The organism is Nonomuraea corallina (genome assembly GCF_027620315.1).
Classification (GTDB): domain Bacteria; phylum Actinomycetota; class Actinomycetes; order Streptosporangiales; family Streptosporangiaceae; genus Nonomuraea; species Nonomuraea corallina.
On the sequence record NZ_JAPNNL010000049.1, the window covers coordinates 1 to 14926 of the forward strand.

16 protein-coding genes are annotated in these 14926 nt (G+C 72.9%); 9 read left to right on the forward strand and 7 right to left on the reverse strand.

Translation table 11 applies throughout. The features are described 5' to 3' along the window. The first annotated feature begins 107 nt into the window (after nt 1-107). Nucleotides 108-782 carry a hypothetical protein gene (locus tag OUY22_RS14840; protein ID WP_270155524.1) on the forward strand — a complete coding sequence of 225 codons (675 nt, stop codon included), beginning with the start codon at nt 108-110 and terminating at the stop codon, nt 780-782. A gap of 27 nt (nt 783-809) precedes the next feature. Here OUY22_RS14840 and OUY22_RS14845 read toward each other — a convergent pair whose 3' ends face one another. Continuing rightward, on the reverse strand, nt 810-1964 hold the full coding sequence (locus OUY22_RS14845; protein WP_270155525.1) for an acyl-CoA dehydrogenase family protein: 1155 nt from the start codon (nt 1962-1964) through the stop codon (nt 810-812). Continuing rightward, nucleotides 1964-3061 carry an acyl-CoA dehydrogenase family protein gene (locus tag OUY22_RS14850; protein ID WP_270155526.1) on the reverse strand — a complete coding sequence of 366 codons (1098 nt, stop codon included), beginning with the start codon at nt 3059-3061 and terminating at the stop codon, nt 1964-1966. Before OUY22_RS14850 ends, OUY22_RS14845 begins: the two co-directional genes overlap by 1 nt. A 254-nt stretch (nt 3062-3315) precedes the next feature. Here OUY22_RS14850 and OUY22_RS14855 point away from each other — a divergent pair, with 254 nt between their 5' ends. From OUY22_RS14855 to OUY22_RS14875, 5 genes are all read left to right on the forward strand, one after another. Further along, nucleotides 3316-3945 carry a TetR family transcriptional regulator gene (locus tag OUY22_RS14855; protein ID WP_408638162.1) on the forward strand — a complete coding sequence of 210 codons (630 nt, stop codon included), beginning with the start codon at nt 3316-3318 and terminating at the stop codon, nt 3943-3945. A 97-nt stretch (nt 3946-4042) separates the two neighbouring features. Further along, complete coding sequence (locus OUY22_RS14860; RefSeq protein WP_270155566.1) at nt 4043-4981, forward strand: NADP-dependent oxidoreductase; 939 nt, start codon at nt 4043-4045, stop codon at nt 4979-4981. Nucleotides 4982-5064: 83 nt separating this feature from the next. After that, complete coding sequence (locus OUY22_RS14865; protein ID WP_270155528.1) at nt 5065-6060, forward strand: sigma-70 family RNA polymerase sigma factor; 996 nt, start codon at nt 5065-5067, stop codon at nt 6058-6060. Between the two features lie 43 nt (nt 6061-6103). Continuing rightward, nucleotides 6104-7222, forward strand: coding sequence for a steroid 3-ketoacyl-CoA thiolase (locus tag OUY22_RS14870; RefSeq protein ID WP_270155529.1), 1119 nt, complete (start codon nt 6104-6106; stop codon nt 7220-7222). Next, nucleotides 7219-8307, forward strand: a complete 1089-nt coding sequence (locus tag OUY22_RS14875) for an MBL fold metallo-hydrolase (RefSeq protein ID WP_270155530.1) — start codon at nt 7219-7221, stop codon at nt 8305-8307. The genes OUY22_RS14870 and OUY22_RS14875 overlap by 4 nt, the downstream gene beginning before the upstream one ends. A 57-nt stretch (nt 8308-8364) precedes the next feature. On the opposite strand, the gene OUY22_RS14880 is transcribed toward OUY22_RS14875, so the two are convergent. Continuing rightward, nucleotides 8365-9222 (reverse strand): hypothetical protein, encoded by an 858-nt coding sequence (locus OUY22_RS14880; RefSeq protein WP_270155531.1) that lies wholly within the window; start codon nt 9220-9222, stop codon nt 8365-8367. 100 nt (nt 9223-9322) lie between these two features. Between OUY22_RS14880 and OUY22_RS14885 the strand changes: the two genes are divergently transcribed. Then, the gene (locus OUY22_RS14885) at nt 9323-10270 is read left to right on the forward strand and encodes a DNA polymerase ligase N-terminal domain-containing protein (protein WP_270155532.1); all 948 of its coding nucleotides are present in this window, start codon (nt 9323-9325) and stop codon (nt 10268-10270) included. Here OUY22_RS14885 and OUY22_RS14890 read toward each other — a convergent pair. Then, complete coding sequence (locus OUY22_RS14890; protein ID WP_270155533.1) at nt 10225-11397, reverse strand: Cmx/CmrA family chloramphenicol efflux MFS transporter; 1173 nt, start codon at nt 11395-11397, stop codon at nt 10225-10227. The two genes, OUY22_RS14885 and OUY22_RS14890, sit on opposite strands and share 46 nt — an antisense overlap. Nucleotides 11398-11622: 225 nt before the next feature. After that, entirely contained in the window at nt 11623-12354 is a 732-nt protein-coding gene (locus OUY22_RS14895) for a dienelactone hydrolase family protein (protein WP_270155534.1), read from the reverse strand. Between the two features lie 276 nt (nt 12355-12630). Between OUY22_RS14895 and OUY22_RS14900 the strand changes: the two genes are divergently transcribed. Further along, nucleotides 12631-13065 carry a DUF4143 domain-containing protein gene (locus OUY22_RS14900; protein WP_408638163.1) on the forward strand — a complete coding sequence of 145 codons (435 nt, stop codon included), beginning with the start codon at nt 12631-12633 and terminating at the stop codon, nt 13063-13065. A gap of 84 nt (nt 13066-13149) precedes the next feature. Here the strand turns inward: OUY22_RS14900 and OUY22_RS14905 are convergent, their stop codons facing one another. Continuing rightward, entirely contained in the window at nt 13150-13374 is a 225-nt protein-coding gene (locus tag OUY22_RS14905; RefSeq protein ID WP_333486680.1) for an Ig-like domain-containing protein, read from the reverse strand. Nucleotides 13375-13632: 258 nt separating this feature from the next. On the opposite strand from OUY22_RS14905, the gene OUY22_RS14910 reads away from it, so the two are divergent. Continuing rightward, the gene (locus OUY22_RS14910) at nt 13633-13965 is read left to right on the forward strand and encodes a GNAT family N-acetyltransferase (RefSeq protein WP_333486681.1); all 333 of its coding nucleotides are present in this window, start codon (nt 13633-13635) and stop codon (nt 13963-13965) included. A 29-nt stretch (nt 13966-13994) separates the two neighbouring features. On the opposite strand, the gene OUY22_RS14915 is transcribed toward OUY22_RS14910, so the two are convergent. Beyond that, complete coding sequence (locus tag OUY22_RS14915; RefSeq protein WP_270155538.1) at nt 13995-14921, reverse strand: aldo/keto reductase; 927 nt, start codon at nt 14919-14921, stop codon at nt 13995-13997. Between the last annotated feature and the right edge of the window lie 5 nt (nt 14922-14926).

Consider the following 14926-nt stretch of genomic DNA (forward strand, 5'->3'; position numbering starts at 1 on the left):
ACCAGCCCGGACTGACCCAACACGGGCCGACCCAACACGGGCCGACCCAACACGGGCCGACCCAGCACGGGCCGGGACGGCCGACGCCGCGCGGCGCGAGGCCCGGCATGGGTGAGCCGCTGCTGTCGGCGCCCGCCTTCCTGACCGGGGATGACGTGCTCGACGTGGCCCCGGTGGCCCCGGTGGCCCCGAACCCCGTCGCCCCGGCACCACCGGTGACCGTGAACCCACAGGCCACGGCCCCGGCGACCGGTGACTTCCTGGTCCATCAGGGGCAGGTTCGCGAGGCGGGACCGCTGTTCACCCCGCGCACCCCGCCCAAGGAGCCGGTCTACCGCATGCCGCCGCCTCCCTCCGCCCCGCCCACGCCGGACCGCCGGGAACCACCGACCGAGGACCCCCGGCCGGACCCCGCCACGACCGGCCCCCTCACGGGCGGGCCTGCCACGGGCGGCCCTCTCACGGGCGACCCCTTCACGAGCGGCTCCCGGACGGCGAAGGGCCGCGCGCGGCCGGATGCGCCGCCGGCCAAGCCACGTCTCACCTCGGAGCCGGGCTCACCGCAGGCCGGGACCACCCGCAGGCCGGACCCCCTGGCGACGAAGCCCCGCCCCGCCCGCAAGCCCTCAGCGTCGAAGGGACGCCGCCCGCACCCTGCCAAGGGCAGGAAGAAGCGGCGCAACCGTCACCACGACTGGGCGTGGGAGCTGACCGGCTTCCTGATCTGCGTGGCCATCGCGATGATCGTCTTCTTCTCGGTCCCGATGATCATCAAGCCGTGACCCGCAGGACCCGTCCCACCCGGCTGGTCAGCGAGGCGGCCTGGGCAGGCCGAGGCCGAGCATGGTGATCAGTTCCCGCTGCACCTCGTTGACGCCGCCGCCGAAGGTGAGCACCAGGCCGCCCTTGACGCCCCGGTCGATCGTCTCCATCAGCCCGGCCGTCTCCGGGTCGGCCGGGTCGCCGTGGCGGGCCAGGATCTCGCCGGCCAGCCGCCCCGCCTCCTGCATCCGCTCCGAGGCGTAGACCTTGGTGGCCGAGGCGTCGGGCGCGCCCAGCCAGCCGAGGTCCATGCTCGCCGCGACCTGCCAGTTCAGCAGCTCGTTCGTACGGAAGAAGGCCCGGATCCGGCCGAGCGCGCGGCGCACGTCCGGCTGGTCGGCCGCGCCCGTCCGGCGCGCCCAGGCCAGCAGGCGGTCGTAGGTCTGGCCGAGGCTCCCGGCGGGGCCGAGCGTCACGCGTTCGTGGTTGAGCTGGTTGACGATCAGGTCCCAGCCCTTGCCCACCTCGCCGACCACCATGTCGGCCGGGACGCGGACGTCGCTGTAGTAGGTGGCGTTCGTGTGGTGGCGGCCGTCCATGGTGGTGATCGGCGTCCAGGAGAAGCCGGGGTCGTCCGTGGAGACGATCATCATGGTGATGCCGCGGTGTTTCCTCGCCTCGGGGTCGGTGCGGGCGGCCAGCCAGATGTACTGGGCGTGGTGGGCGCCGCTGGTGAAGATCTTCTGGCCGTTCACCACGTAGTGGTCGCCGTCCAGCACCGCCGTGGTGCGGAGCGAGGCGAGGTCGGTGCCGGCCTCGGGCTCGGTGTAGCCGATCGCGAAGTGGCACTCGCCCGCCAGGATGCTGGGCAGGAAGCGCTCCTTCTGCTCGGGCGTCCCGTACTGCATGATCGTCGGTGCGACCGTCTGCACCGAGATGAGCGGGTACGGGACGCCGGCGCGGGCGATCTCGTTGGCGAAGATCTGCTGCTCGATGGGGCCGAGACCGGCGCCGCCGTACTCCTTCGGCCAGCCGAGGCCGAGCTTGCCGTCGCGGCCGAGGCGGCGGCAGTGCGCCATGTACGCCTCGCCGAACGGATCCTCGGCGATCTTCGCGCGCTCCTCGCCGGTCAGGCAGGCCGCGAAGTACGCGCGCAGGTCCTCCTGGAGACGGCGCTGGCCGGGGGTCAGGTCGATGAGCATCAGGCGAGCGCTCCGATCAGGTCGAGCTGCGCGTCGGCGCCGCCGAGCAGGTGCGCCAGGTGCTTGGCGTGCGCGAAGTAGCGGTGCAGCGGGTACGTCACGTCCAGCCCCAGGCCGCCGTGCAGGTGCTGGCAGGTGTAGAGGGCGCGGGCCGCCTCGGTCGTGTGGTACCCGGCCAGCACCACGTCCTCCTCGGCGGGCAGGCCCTCGGCCAGCCGCCAGGCGCCGGACCACAGGGCCACGTCGAGCGCCCGAGCCGTGATGTAGACGTCGGCGACCTGCGTGGTGACGGCCTGGAACTCGGCCAGCGCCCGGCCGAACTGCCTGCGGTTCCTGACGTGCTCGACGGTCAGGCGCAGCGCCCCGGCGAGCACCCCGGACGCCTGCGCGGCCACGGCCACGGTGTAGAGCAGGCGCACCCCCGCCACCGCCTCGGGCCCGGCCACCCGCTCGGCCGGGGCCGCGTCGAACGTGATCGTGGCGGCGGGCTCCCCTGTCGAGCAGAACTCGGGCGTGGTGATCGTGGTGACTCCCTCCCCCGCCGGTCCGCCCTCGGGGGTGGCGGCGGCCGGAGGGCCGGCGGGCGCGAGCCGTGCCAGGAACAGGCCCTCGGCGGCGGTGACCAGCACGTCTCCGTCCGGGAAGGCCACCCCGCACTTGCGGCCGGTCAGCGCCCAGCCGTCCGCCTTCCGTTGGGCGGTGGTGGCGGGCGGGTCGGCCGGGGCCCGGCCCGGCTCTCTGATGGCGACCGTGGACCCGGCGGCGCCGTTCAACCGGCTCTGCTGGTCCGGGGTCCCGTACCGGCTCGCGGCGAGCGTGCTCACGAGGGTCGCGGCCAGCGGGCCCGGCGCCGCCCGCGCGCCGGCCTCACGCAGCACCACCGCCATCTCGACCGGCCCCAGCCCCGCGCCGCCCGCGCTCTCGGGCACGCAGATCGCGGTCAGGCCCGCCGCGCGCAGCGCCTGCCACAGGCCGGGGTCGTACGGCGCGCGGCCGCGTTCGTGCGCCTCCAGCCGCTCCTGGCTCGCCTCCTTGGCCAGCAGGCCGGCGGCCAGTTCACGCAGGGCTTCCTGGGTCTCGTCAAGGCCGAAGTCCATCCGCGCCTCCACCAAGCGCTCGGTCAACCGAATCGAAAACTAGAACAGATTCCAATATCTGTCCAGTGCCGATTAATCCGAATAATCCTCGATATATCCGTGAAACGCCGCAGACATGCGCTGATAGGCCTTCTTTGTGACTCGCGGGTAACAAGCCGGGGCGTCGGGAAATCAGATAACGTGTTCTTATGCGCACTCCGCAGGCGGCCCTTCAGGGAGCCATCGCCACACCCCCCACCACCCCTGAGAGGACCATGGAGCACGACTTCACCGCCGACGGGCTCCCGTCCGGCGGCCCCCCACCGGGCGGACAGGGCGCCCGATCGCGCAGCCAGCACCAGCGCCGCAAGCGCATCGTCCAGGCCGCCGCGGCCCTCGCCTCGCGCGGCGGGGTCGAGGCCATGCAGATGCGCACCGTCGCCGAGCGGGCGGGCGTGGCGCTCGGCACCCTCTACCGCTACTTCCCCTCCAAGATGGACCTCGTCGTGGCGGTCGTCGGCGAGGAGATCGACCTGCTGGAGAGCAGCATCGAGCGCCGTCCGCCGAGCGCGGACACCGCGTCGGGGCGCGCGGTCGACGTGCTGATGCGGGCCACCCGGGGGCTCATGCGCGAGCCCGAGCTGGCCGACGCGCTCATCCGCTCGCTCATCCTCGCCGACGACGTCGAGATCCCCCTCGGCGACCGCATGGCCGGCCTCCTGCTCCGCGTCTCCGCCGGCGGCCTCACCCCGGAGCAGGCCACCGAGGAGCAGCTCGCCTTGGCGGGCTCGCTGGCGAGCGTCTGGGTCCAGGAGCTCCTGGAGATCCTCCGCGGCCGGCGCACCCACGACCAGATCCAGCGGCGCATCGAGATCGCCGCCTCCCGCCTGCTCGGCGACATCTGACGCTCCCCGGTCCGGCGTTGGCCGGATCTTTGCGGATGTTGGCTTCCCGGCCGCTCGCCCGTACACCGGTCGGAGGCGCAAGCTGGTCGGCATGAGAATGCTCGCGATCACTCAGGACTCGCTCGGCGGGCCCGAGGTGCTGAAGGTGACGGAAACCGACAGGCCGGTGCCCGGCCCGACCGAGGTGCTGGTGCGGGTGGAGGCCACCTCGGTCAACCCGACCGACTGGAAGACGCGCGCCACCGGCGGGCTGCTGGGCGCGCCGCCGTTCACGCTCGGGTACGACGTCTCCGGCGTGGTGGAGGACTCCGGGATCGGCCAGGCCCTGTACGCGCCGGGCGACGAGGTCTTCGGCATGCTGCGCTACCCCTTCGGCAACGGCGCCTACGCCCAGTACGTCACGGCGCCCTCCCGCCACTTCGCCCGCAAGCCGCCCGCCGTCGACCACGTGGAGGCGGCCGCCGTCCCGCTCGCCGCGCTGACCGCGTGGCAGGCGCTGGTCGACGTCGCCGGGCTCAAAGGGGGGCAGCGCGTTCTGGTGCACGCGGCGGCCGGCGGGGTGGGCCACTTCGCGGTGCAGATCGCCAAGGCGCGCGGCGCGCACGTGATCGGCACCGCGAGCGCGGGCAAGCACGAGTTCCTGCGCCGGCTCGGCGCGGACGAGCTCGTCGACTACCGCGCCGTCGACTTCGCCGAGACGGTACGCGACGTGAACGTGGTGCTGGACGGCATCTGCGGCGACTACGGGCATCGCTCGCTGCGCGTCCTGCGCCCCGGTGGCACGCTCGTCTCGCTCGCCCTGTCGGCGCTGGACGAGAAGGTGCACGACGAGGCGGACGCGCGGGGCATCAGGTCGGCGGCCATGCTGGTGGAGCCGGACCACGCCGCCATGCGCACGCTGGCGGCGCTGATGGAGGCGGGGAGGCTGCGTCCGGAGGTGGCCGCCGTCCTGCCGCTGACGGAGGCGGCCAAGGCGCACGAGCTCGGCGAGACCGGCCGCACCACGGGCAAGATCGTCCTTACGGTGCCGCACTGATCGCGCCCCCGGCAGGACGTGGCCGGGGACGTTCCCGCAGGGGGCACCGGAGATCTGTCGGTGCCGTCGTCTATACAGGGGGGATGACCGAAAGGCCATCTCACGAGGAGTTCCTCCGGCAGGCCGACCCGATGCGCCGGGAGTTGCTCGCCCACTGTTACCGCATGATGGGCTCGGTGCACGACGCCGAGGACCTGGTGCAGGAGACCTACCTACGGGCCTGGCGCCACTATGAGGGGTTCGAGGGGCGCTCGTCCCTGCGCACCTGGCTCTACCGCATCGCCACCACCCAATGCCTGACCGCGCTCGACAGCCGGGGGCGCAGGCCGCTGCCGACCGGGCTGGGCGCGCCGGCGTCCGAGCCGACCGCGCCGCTGGTGGAGCGGCACGAGGTGCCGTGGCTGGAGCCGGTCCCCGACGGGATGGTGGGCGCGGGCGGCGACGATCCGGCCGCCATCGTGACCGCCCGCGAGAGCATCCGGCTCGCGCTCGTCGCGGCCCTGCAGCACCTGCCGCCGCGCCAGCGGGCGGTGCTGGTCCTGCGTGACGTGCTCAAGTGGCGGGCCGCCGAGGTGGCCGAGGTGCTCGACACCACGACCACGGCCGTCAACAGCGTGCTGCAGCGCGCCCGCGCCCAGTTGGAGCAGGTCGCGCCGAGTCTCGACGACCGGCCGCGGCCGCTCACTCCTGAGCAGCGCGAGCAGCTCGACCGCTACGTCGAGGCGTTCGAGTCCTACGACGTCGGGGCGATCGTCGAGCTGTTCACCAAGGACGCGGTCTTCGAGATGCCCCCGTACGACGGGTGGTACCAGGGCGCGGAAGACATCGCCCGGCTCGTGCAAGCGCAGTGCCCCGCAGAGGCGCCTGAGGATCTGCGGCTGGTTCCGGCACGGGCCAACGGGCAGGAGGCGTTCGCCCTCTATCTGCGCGAGGGCGGCGCCTATCAGGAGTTCGCGCTGCAGGTGCTCGACTTCGACGGGCCGCAGGTCAGCCATGTCGCGATGTTCTTCGAGCCGGGGATGTTCGCGCGGTTCGGGCTGCCGGCCTCGATGCCGGCCGGGGCTTCCGGATCAAAGTAGAACAAGTTACAGTCGCGACCAGAGTAACGTTCTGGAGGCGAATGTGCGCACCCCCGTCATCGTCGAGGCCGTCCGCACCCCGATCGGCAAGCGCGGCGGCCGGTTGGCCGGGCTGAAACCGCTGCAGGTGCTGGCCACCGCGCTCAACGGCCTGATCGGACGGGCCGGGGTCGATGCCGCGCTGGTGGACCAGGTGTTCGCGGGGTGCGTGACCCAGGCGGGCGAGCAGGGCGGCCACGTCGGCAGGCACGCCTGGCTCTACGCCGGACTCCCCTATCAGACGGGCGTGACCACCGTCGACGCCCAGTGCGGCTCCTCCCAGCAGGCGGTGCACCTCGCGGCGGCGATGATCGCGGCCGGGGTGATGGACGTCGGCGTGGGCTGCGGCGTCGAGGTGATGAGCCGGGCGCCGCTCGGCAGCAACGTGCTGCCCGCCGATCCACGGCCGGACGACTGGACCATCGACCTGCCCGACCAGTTCACCGCCGCCGAGCGGATCGCCAAGCGGCGGGGGCTCACCCGCGAGCGGCTCGACTGGTTCGGCGCCCGGTCGCAGCAGCGGGCCGCCAAGGCGTGGTCCGACGGCCGATTCGAGCGGGAGATCGTGCCTGTCGGCGACGTCACCGCGGACGAGGGCCTGCGCGAGACCACGGTCGAAGGGCTGGCCCGGCTCAAGCCGGTGCTGGGCGAGGGCGGGCTGCACACCGCCGGCACCTCCTCGCAGATCTCCGACGGCGCCGCCGCCGTGCTGTTGATGAGCAGGGAGGCCGCCGCACGCCACGGGCTGCGCCCCCGGGCGCGGATCCTGGCCCAGACGCTCGTCGGCGCGGAGCCGTACTATCACCTGGACGGGCCCGTGGACGCGACCGCGAAGGCGCTGGCGGCGGCCGGGATGAGCGTCGGGGACATCGACCTGTTCGAGGTCAACGAGGCGTTCGCGGCGGTGGCGCTGTCCTGGGCCCAGGTGCACGAGCCCGACCTCGACCGGGTCAACGTCAACGGCGGCGCGATCGCGCTCGGCCATCCGGTCGGGGCGACGGGGGCGCGGCTGATCACCACGGCGCTGCACGAGCTGGAGAGATCCGACCGCTCGACGGCGCTGGTGACCATGTGCGCGGGCGGCGCGCTGGCCACGGCCACGATCATCGAGCGCGTCGCGTGACCCGCTCCAGGACCGCACGTCGTGCGTACGCCGAGCAGCGCCCGCTGGACCTCGGCTTCGGGGTGTGGAGCGTGCCCGTGCCGATCCCCGGCAACCCGCTCGGCTACACGCTCGTGTACGCGATCGATTCCCCGCGCGGGCCGGTGCTGGTGGACGCGGGATGGAACCACCCGGAGGCGTGGGCGGCCCTGCGTGACGGGCTCGCGGTGGCGGGGATCGACGTGGCGGCGGTGCACGGGGTGGTCGTCACCCACTTCCACCCGGACCACGCCGGGCTGGCCGGGCAGGTGCGGGAGGCCTCGGGCGCGTGGATCGCCATGCACGAGGCGGACGCGGCCCTCGTCGACATGATGAACGGCGTCGGCCCGGACATCCGCGGCGCCTTCCAGGCCGACATGCTGCGCCGGGCCGGCGCGCCCCCGGAGGACATGCCCGACGTGACGACCTCCGACGGCAGGCAGCGGCCGCCCGCGCCGGCCGATCGGCGGCTGCGCGACGGGGACCTGGTCGACCTGCCGGGCAGGAAGCTACGGGTGGTGCACACCCCCGGCCACACTCCGGGCCACGTCTGCCTGCACCTGGAGGACGCCGACCGCCTCTTCACCGGCGACCACGTCCTTCCCGGTATCACCCCGCACATCGGGATATATCCCTTCGACCGGGACGACATCGACCCGCTGGGCGACTTCCTGGAGTCCCTGGACAGGGTCGGCACGTTGGGAGACCTCGGCGCTCTGCCCGCGCATGAGTGGATATTTCCGGATGTGGCGGCGCGAGCCGCTGAGATCCGTCTCCATCACGAGGAGAAGCTCGACCGGCTCCACGCCCTGCTGGCCGAGCGCGCGGAGCCGCTGACCATCTGGGAGACCGCCGCCGAGATGACCTGGAACCGGCCCTGGTCCGAGCTGCCGCCGATGCTGCGCGGCATGGCGGCCGGCGAGGCCGCCGCCCACCTGCGCGCCCTGGAGGTCCGCGGGGCGCTCCGCCGCCTCCCGGGAGGCGATCCGGTACGGTTCCAAGCCCTGGAATCCTGGACACCCGAGGCCCGGGGCGAGAACGGCGGTCACCGGCGCGACCTCCCCTGACCGTCTCCGCGGGGGCCGGGTCATCCGGGAGGCCGTCGGCGACCGCCATCGTCCGCCTCAGGACACGTACGGCTCCGAATGGGTCGCCGACGGGCCGATGTCGCTCTCCGGAGCGTCGGGGCCGGGACGCCGGCGCTCCTCCCACTCCACGACCTCGGCCTTCGCCGGGGCGGTGATGATCAGGTGCTCGCCCCAGCCGGAGTAGCGGGTGTCGATGGTGCGGTAGGCGCCCGACCTGGCCCGCTCGGTGGTCGAGAGCCGCACGGGCAGGCCGCGGGCGTCGGTCCAGAGCCGCCAGGAGACGGCGGTCTTGGCGTAGGCGCCGCGGGGGGCGCCGTCGAAGAGCCCGCCGTAGTAAGCCTTGTCGGCCTCGTACAGCTGGGCGTAGGTGATCGTGCCCTGGTAGAGGTGGCCGCCGGAGACCGCCCTGGCGCGCTTGCCCTTGAGCGCGGCCTTGAGCACGGCCGGGTCGAACACGTTGATCGTCTGCTTGCTCGCCACGGCGAGCGCCAGGTTGGGGTGGCTGTCGTCCTGCATGGTCCGGACCCAGAGCTTGTCCTTGGGCAGGAACTCGGCGACGGCCTCGCCTGAGGTGTAGACGGACGTGCCCACGGCGGCCCGCTGGCCCGGCTTGCTGCCCTGGCCGTCGCTGCTTCGGGAGTCGGAGGCGTCCTCGACGTCCGCCCACGAGGCGACCGGCCCGGTCGGGGCGAGCTGGATGCCGCTGTGGTAGCGCGTCCGGGTGGACGCCTGGCTGGTCACGGTCCGCGACACCTCGGCGACGCGCACGCCGCGCTCGGGCCGCAGCTGCGCCTTGACGGCCTGCGCCGGGTCGGGTGCCGCCTGGGCCGCGGCGGGGGTGGCGAGCAGGGTTGCGGCCAGCGCGACGGCCGCGGGAAGGATCCAACGCCTCATGATTCTGCAGTCCTAGGGAGGGGGATGCTGAGGGAGATCATCTTTCCAGAACCTGGGCGGGGTTCGCTCGTACATGGGCGAAATCGGGTAGCACGCCTGTGTGGCTGACAAACTCAACCAATACAGGAGCAAACGCAACGCCAGCCGTACCCCCGAACCCGTCCCCGAGGAGCCCCCGGAGCCGCGCGGCGGCGCCTCCTTCGTCATCCAGGAGCACCACGCCCGATCCCTGCACTGGGACCTGCGCCTGGAACGCGACGGAGTCCTGGTCTCCTGGGCCATCCCCCGGGGCCTGCCGGCCGACCCCGCCACCAACCACCTGGCCGTGCACACCGAGGACCACCCGATGGAGTACCTCACCTTCCACGGCCAGATCCCCCAGGGCGAGTACGGCGGCGGCGCCATGACGATCTGGGACCAGGGCACGTACGAGACCGAGAAGTGGTCGGAGCGCGAGGTCAAGGTCGTCCTGCACGGCTCGCGCGCCGAGGGCCGGTTCGTGCTGTTCCAGACGAACGGCAAGAACTGGATGATCCACCGCATGGACCCCCCGTCCCGCGCTCCCCTGCCGGACGTCGCGCCCATGCTCCCTTCGCGCCGCTCCCGCCTGCCGCGCGACACCGCCGCGTACGCGTACGAGTTCGCCTGGGGCGGGCGCCGCCTCCTGGTCCCGATCGAGGGCGGCCGCACCACCGCCGCCCGCGAGCACCCGTGGCTGCGGGCGCTCGCGGCGTCGTTCGGCAGCCGCACCGCCCTCCTGGACGGCGAGCTCGCCACCCTCTCGGGCGCCGAGGTGCTGGTCTTCTACGACCTGCTGTACGACGACGGCCGGGTGTTGCTGGACGAGCCCTACGAGGTCCGCCGGGCGGCCCTGGAGACGCTCGACCTGTCCACGCCCCGCTGGCAGACCGCCCCCTCCTGGCCCGGCGACGCCCGGCCGGTCCTTGCGGCGGCACGCGAGCAGGGCCTGCCCGGCGTGGTCGCCAAACGCCTCGACTCCCCCTACGAGCCCGGCGAGTCGGCGGCCTGGCTGTTCATCCCGTCCTGACGCCGGACCAGGACGGCGAAGGCGATCGCGCACAGCAGCGCGCTCACCCACAGCGGCGACCGGAACCCATGGCCGGCGGCGATGGCGAGGCCGCCCTGCCAGGGGCCGAGCGCCGCGCCGACGTTGAGGGCCGCCGTGGCGAATGCGCCGCCCAGCGTCGGCGCGCCCGCGGCGGCGTAGAGCACCCGGGAGATCAGCGTCGAACCGACGGCGAACGCGAGCGTCCCCTGGACGAGGACGAGCACGACCGTCGCCACCGGGCTCCCGGCGGTCAGCGCGAACACCACCCACCCGGCCGGCAGCGCCGTCCCGCCCATCACCAGCAGCCGCGCGGGCCGTACGTCGGCCAGCCGACCGGCGGCGGTGACGCCGGCGAACGAGCCGAGGCCGAACAGCGCCAGCACGACGGGCACCCAGGCCGCGCCCATCCCCGCCACGTCGGTGACGATCGGCGCGAGGTAGGTGTAGGCGCAGAAGGTCGCCCCGTTCACCAGCGCGCCGAGCAGCAGCGTCACCAGCAGGCGCCGGTCGCGCAGCGCCCCGAGCTCACGGCGGGCGCCGCCGCCCCGGGTGTGGACGGCCGGGACGTCGGGCACCGCCCTGAGGATCGCGGCGAACGCCGGCGCCGACACCAGGGCCACCGCCCAGAACGCCGAGCGCCACCCCCACGCCTGGCCGAGCAGCGCCCCCGCGGGCACTCCGGCGACGCAGGCGGCGGTGACCCCGCCGAGCAGGACGGCGGTGGCGCGCCCCTTGGCGTCCGACGCGACCAGGCCGGCCGCCGCCGACAGCGCCACGGCCAGGAACCCGGCGTTGGCCAGCGCCCCGACGACCCGCGTCAGCAGCAGCACGTCGAAGCTCGTGGTGACCGCGCCGAGGACGTGCACAAGCAGGAAGACCGCCAGGAACGCCAGCAGCGCGCGCCGCCGCGGCCAGCGCAGGCTCAGGATCGCCATCAGCGGCGCGCCGACGACCATGCCCACGGCGAACGCCGAGGTGAGCCGGCCGGCTTCCGGAATGGTCACGCCCAGATCCAGGGCGATGCCCGGCACCAGGCCGGACAGCATGAACTCGGACGTGCCCATGGCGAACACGGCCAGCCCGAGCAGGTAGACGAACAGAGGCATGAAGAGGCTCCGCACCCAGAGAGGGATCGACAGGAAAGCGGGGCCGGTGATCCGGTGGTCTCTTTACGCCACCGGACGACCGGTGGCTACCGTCTTGACGCCTCTGGGCTGGACACGTCCGGCAACCTAACAACGGGCATGCTGCGATGCCAACCGGATATCCGCGTGACTCACGTGCCCGCCGGACGCGCCGGCCGGGAGGGGGTCCCGGCCGGCGCTCCGTGGTCAGCGGAGGTGGCGGGCGAAGAACCGCAGCGTGCTGTCCAGCTCGAACGCCGGAATCTCCGCGTGCTTGCCGGGGTTGGCGTGCAGCGTCTTCTCGGCCGAGCCCAGGGCGTCGAACAGGGCCAGGCCCTGGGCCCTGGGCACCCGCTCGTCGTCCCACTGCACCAGGAACTCCACCGGGACGGTGATCCGCCTGGCGTCCTCGGCCGCTGACAGCGCCCCGCCCAACCCGAGGACCGCCGCCCGGACCCGGGGCTCGGCGGCGACGAACGGGACGCCGAGCCCGCAGCCCAGCGACACACCCCAGTAGCCCACCGGGCCGGAGCCGACGTGGTCGAGCTTCTGGACCGCGTCCAGGACCGCCCGCCACTCCGGGACCGTCTGGCGAGCCACCATGGCCTGGAAGGCGGCGATCAGCGGAGCCAGTTCCTCTCCGGCGTCCGCGCGAGCCTGGTTCTCGGTCGCGATCCGGTCATACTCCTCGTCCTTCGGCCGGTCACCGTGGCCGGGCACGTCGACCGCCGCCACCGCGTAACCGCACTCGGCCACGAAGCGGCCCGCACGGAACACGATGCCGGGAGCCTTCTTGTGCTGGCCGCCGCCGTGGCCCATCAGGACGAGAGGACGGGGACCGGTGGCGTCTTCCGGCGTCCACAGCACGCCGGGGATCTCACCGAGGGTGAAGAGCTGTTCGAAGACGCCGTCGGACGACGTCTCGGAGGTGAAGCGCATAGCGTTTCGGGCCTTTCAGGATGCCTTCTCCGGGCGCTCCCTAGGCCATGCGAGGGAGGGAGCCCCGATCTGTCACAGCGTTGATCGGTCCCACCTCCTCAGCTCGCAGCGGCGCATGCCGCCGCCGAACTTATCACGGAGGGCTTCCCAGTTCGAGCGCGGGCCGGATGGAGACCATAGAGCTCTGGCCCTTCTCCCAAGGAGAGATCCTCGTCGCCCGCGACCACGACCTCCCGCTACCTGAACCTGCTCGAAGAGGTCTTCCTGATCAAACGCATACCTGCCTGGTCGAGAAACCAGAGCAACAGGGCGATCCGCACCTCCAAGGTGGCGTTCGTGGCCTCGGGGATCGCCGCGTACCTGCTCGGCGCCGACGCGCGAGGCCTCGTGCGTCCCGGGGGACAGTTCGGCCCGCTGATGGAGGGGTTCATGCTCATGGAACTCGCCCGCCAGCTGACCTGGGCGGAAGATCAGGTGGACCTCTACCACTACCGGACCAAGGACAAGGTGGAAGTGGACGCGGTCCTGGAAAACCGCCGGGGTCAGGTCGTGGGTATCGGGGTCAAGGCCGCATCGACCGTACGGCCGGACGATTTTCGAGGCCTGCGGCACCTCGCCGACCGCCTTGGGGACGACTTCATCGCCGGGATCGTGCTCCACACGGGAGCGCAGACGCTGCCGTTCGGGGATCGGATGCGGGCATGCCGGTGAGTGCCTTGTGGGAGGTTGGCTGATTGCGTATTTGGCTTATCTCAGCTGATCAGCCGGGCCTGATCGATCTGCGCCACGCCGCCTTTACTCGGTTGGAGATGTTTCGCCGGTGGTGAATGACCAGGTGTAGGGCGCCATGACATTGCCGGAGTCGTTCTTGGCCCCGCTGACCTCCACCCGGTACACGGTCGAGACGGCGAGCGGCGCCGCCGGTGTGAACGTCCACAGGGTGTTGCCGTTGTCGCTGCTGAGCGTCCCCTGGACGGCCGTGTCCGATGGATCCTTGATGATGACTTGGACGTCGGTCACCGACGTGCTTCCTTCCCGGACTGTCTCTGACCCTACTTGGGTCCGAGTCCGGGAGGGCCGGGGCACCTCATGCTCCGCACGGGGACGCAGACGTACTCCTTCGGGGACCGGATGCGGGCGATGCCGGTGAGCGCGTTGTGGGAGGTTGGCTGAGTGTATATATCGGAAATATCGGCGGATCGGCCGGGTCTCCTCGACCTCCAAAGAGCCGCCTACCGCATAGAGGCGGAGATCATCGGCGATGACCGCATCCCGCCCTTGCACGAGACGCCGGAGGAGTTGCGGGCCCGGCCGCTCACCTGGCTGGGCGCGTTCGACGACGACGGCACGCTGCTCGGGGCCGTGGCCTGGCAGGAGACCGCCGAGGAGGTGGACCTCGACCGGCTCATGGTGGCCCCAGGCGCGCACCGCCGAGGCGTCGGGCGGGCGCTGGTGAAGGAGGTCATGACCAGGGCCGGCGAGCGCGGGGTCGTGGTCTCCACCGGGCGCGACAACACGCCCGCCAGGACGCTGTACGAGCGACTCGGTTTCACGCTGACCGGGGAGTCCGAGCCGGTGCCGGGGCTGTGGGTGGTGCACTACCAGTCGTGAACCCCGGCGCCGTCCGGCCGAGTGGCGCGTCACTCCTCAGGCAGCAGTCCCTCGGCGCGCAACCCCGGCCAGAGCGCCTCAGGGACGGGCTGTTCCATCAGCGCCGCGTTGGTCCTGACCTCGGCGGGCGAGCGGGCGCCGAGGACGATCGCCGCCGTGGCGGGGTGGCGCAGCGGGAAGGCCATCGCCGCCTGCGGCAGCGTCACCCCGTGGGCCGCGCAGACCGAGGCGATCCGCCGGGCCCGGTCCAGCAGCTCCGGCGGGGCGGGCGCGTAGTCGAAGGTGCCCGACGGCTCGGGGGTCGCGAGGAGGCCGCTGTTGAAGACCCCGGCCGCCAGCACCCGGACGCCCCGGGCGGCGCAGGCGTCCAGGAGCGGCAGGCCCGACTGGTCGAGCAGGGTGTAGCGGCCGGCGAGCATGACCACGTCGAGGTCGGTTTCCCGGACGAACCTCGACGGCGCCCGCCACTGGTTCATGCCGACCCCGATGGCCTGGACGACCCCCTGCGCGCGCAGGTCGGCCAGTGCCGGGTACGCCTCCGAGAGCGCCTGTTCGACGTGGTCGTCCGGGTCGTGGATGAGCGCGAGGTCGACGCGCGGCAGCCCGAGCCTCTCCAGCGACTCCTCCAGCGAGCGGAGCACGCCGTCGCGGGAGAAGTCCCACACCCGCTCGAAGCGGGCCGGCACGTCGAAGCCCTCGGAGTCGCGGCCGCCCCGGGACGAGGGCGCCAGCAGGCGGCCGACCTTGGTCGAGAGCACGTACCCCGACCTGCCGCGCAGCGCCGCGCCCAGGCGGCGCTCCGACAGGCCGAGACCGTAGTGCGGCGCGGTGTCGAACAGCCGCACCCCGCTCTCCCAGGCCGCGTCGACGGTGGCGCGGGCCTGCTCGTCGCCGACCGCCGAGAACAGGTTGCCGATGGGCGCCGTCCCCAGGCCGACGCGGGGCAGGGCGATCACGCCGG